This window comes from Bacillus sp. FJAT-53060, from assembly GCF_037104745.1.
Classification (GTDB): domain Bacteria; phylum Bacillota; class Bacilli; order Bacillales; family Bacillaceae; genus Bacillus; species Bacillus stratosphericus_B.
In genome coordinates this window covers 1-2,842 of record NZ_JBAWSW010000077.1, presented here as the reverse complement: position 1 = coordinate 2,842, position 2,842 = coordinate 1, and the positions used below count along the sequence as shown (strand labels likewise).

The 2,842-nt window shown below is 38.4% G+C and carries 2 protein-coding genes; one reads left to right on the top strand and one right to left on the bottom strand.

All coding sequences use genetic code 11. The features are described from left to right. Positions 1-157 precede the first annotated feature (157 nt). The gene (locus WAX46_RS15515; protein WP_226567094.1) at positions 158-967 is read right to left on the bottom strand and encodes a C40 family peptidase; all 810 of its coding nucleotides are present in this window, start codon (positions 965-967) and stop codon (positions 158-160) included. A 342-nt stretch (positions 968-1,309) separates the two neighbouring features. On the opposite strand from WAX46_RS15515, the gene WAX46_RS15510 reads away from it, so the two are divergent. Beyond that, positions 1,310-2,674, top strand: a complete 1,365-nt coding sequence (locus WAX46_RS15510; protein WP_336494306.1) for an alkaline phosphatase — start codon at positions 1,310-1,312, stop codon at positions 2,672-2,674. Positions 2,675-2,842 lie beyond the last annotated feature (168 nt).

Genomic DNA, 2,842 nt, shown 5'->3' with positions numbered 1-2,842 from the left:
CTAAAGCCACTACTTCTAATTGATTTCTTCTCTCTTCTTCACGTTTCGATAACATGTTCATCCCCCGCAGAATTGTGTTATTACCCTTATTATACAAAAAAGCTTGTAGACTTTGTCTACAAGCTGAGACTGCTCATGAGCAGTCTCTTTGAATAGATTAGTTGACAAATGTCTTCGCTCCAAGGTATATCGGTTTCCAATAACTTGAATTCATATCACTAATCGTCACACCGTCAGAAGCAGCATGTATAAACTTGTTGTTCCCAAGGTAGACACCCATGTGAGATGGACCAGATTTATATGTTGTAAAGAACACAAAATCTCCAACTTTTGGTGTTGACACGCTTTTCATCGAGCCCCAAAAACCTTCTGTTGTTTGTCTTGAAATCTTTTTTTGTTTATTAATGATATACCACATAAAACCGCTGCAATCAAAGCCTTTTGGCGTCGTTCCACCCCATTTGTATGGTGTACCGTTCTGTGCTTTAGCATCTGCTATGAGTTTAGACGTATTTAATGAAGAAGTAGATACCGTTTTCTCATTGACAGGTGTTGTCTTCACTATAGCCGTCTTTTTCACCTCTAGCTTTTGACCAATTTTGATGAGATCTGTTTTGAGTTTATTTAATGATTTTAGCTCTTTCACTGTCATTCCGTACTTTTTGCCAATTTTAGATAATGTATCGCCTTTGACAACTTTATGAGTGGCTGTCGCTGAAGCCGTTTTAACTTTTGTTGTTGTTTTCGAGGAAGCTTCATTTACTTTTAACGTTTGTCCAACATAAATCATGTCGGATTTCAGCTTATTGTCTGATTTAATCTTGCTCACGGTTGTTTTGTATCTTTTCGCTAGAACAGAAAGAGAGTCACCTTTTTGGACCTTTACTGATTGTGCTGAGGCAGCTCCGGCAAATAATGTTGTCCCAAGTAGAACTGTACTTGCAGCTGTGATCAATTGTTTTTTCATGTGTTCCTCCTCGTATGTATCTATCGTGATCCAAATCTACTTAATATTATAAGGATCAAATACCAGAAGAAATAGTCTTGACTTCCTGCGACATTTTGCTTAATAATTCGTCAAAATTTTATTTTTTTAGGGTTCTTTTTATTTCATTTTTATTACACAATCATGACAAATCAAATGTATCTTGTCATGGATAAATGATACATTCATTTCTCTTTTTAGTCCACTCTATGTAAAGTGGACCTTTACAATTTTAAAGTGAACTTTACGATGCTGTAAAAAGGAATCCTTTGCTCTACCATTGTAAACGTAAGAGCAATACATTCACAATGAGGAGGCACATGAATGAGTGTGTTGAAAAGCTCGAAAACGAAAATAGCTGCAGTGGCAGCGGCATCTTTGCTATCGATTGGCATTTTTTCAGGAATTGAATTTGGACAGGCTGACAAAGCTGAGGCTAAAAAGAAAACAAAAAATGACGTACAAAATGTGATCGTGCTAATTGGAGATGGCATGGGAACACCTTATCTTATAACTTACCGCTCATTTAAACACAACGGAGACCTTTCAAAGCAAACAGCGTTTGACCCTTACCTCACTGGCATGCACAAAACATACCCTGACGACTCTAAAAGTAACATCACCGATTCAGCAGCGGCCGGTACAGCCATGGCAACTGGTAAAAAGACATTCAACAATGCTATCAGTGTAGACAAAAACGGCAAAAAATTAAAAACGGTTTTAGAACAGGCAAAGCGTAAAGGAAAGTCTACTGGTCTTGTCGTAACATCTGAATTAACGAATGCCACACCTGCTGCGTATGCCGCCCACGATGTTTCCAGAAAAGACACAGCAGCCATCGCTGATGATTTCTTCGATGAAAAAATCGGAAAACAACATACAGTGGATGTCATGCTTGGTGGAGGACTTGTCGATTTTGTTCGCAAGGATCGTGATCTTACGAGGGAATTCAAAAAAGCAGGTTATGATTACGTCACAAATAAAGCAGCCTTACAAAAAAACAAAAACCAAAAAGTGTTAGGCATTTTTGCTGATGGCGGTCTCGACAAAGCAATTGATCGTGATAAAAATACCCCTTCTCTACAAGACATGACGTCCTCAGCCATTAAACAGCTGTCTAAAAACAAAAAAGGATTTTTCCTCATGGTCGAAGGCAGTCAAATTGACTGGGCTGGACATGACCACGATATTGTTAGTGCCATGAGTGAAATGAAGGATTTTGAAAAAGCGTTTGAAGAAGCCATACGTTTCGCGAAAAAGGATAAAAACACGCTCGTCATCGCTACGGCGGATCATTCAACTGGGGGACTTTCCTTTGGGGCAAACGGCTCAGGCAGCTGGGATTACAAACCTGTAAAAGCAGTGAAAAAGACACTTGACTTTATTGCAAACAAAATCATAGGTGGTATGACAGTTGAATCAGCACTGAAGCAATATATAAATCTTGATTTCACAAAAGAGGAAGTAGCCTCTATTCAAAAGGCGGCAGAAACAAAAGATGCTTTCAAAATTGATGACGCGATTGAAGAAGTGATCAATACGAGATCACATACAGGCTGGACAACGTCTGGTCATACCGGTGATGAAGTACCATTTTATGCTTATGGACCAACAAGTCAGGAGCTAAAAGGTCTCATGGAAAATACAGATCAAGCGAAGCACATTTTCAAGTTGCTTAAAAACCAATAAATTTGTGAATTACACAAAAAAGATGTCTTAAAACAGACATCTCAGCTTGTAGACAAAGTCTACAAGCTTTTTTGTATAATAAGGGTAATAACACAATTCTGCGGGGGATGAACATGTTATCGAAACGTGAAGAAGAGAGAAGAAATCAATTAGAAGTAGTGGCTTTAG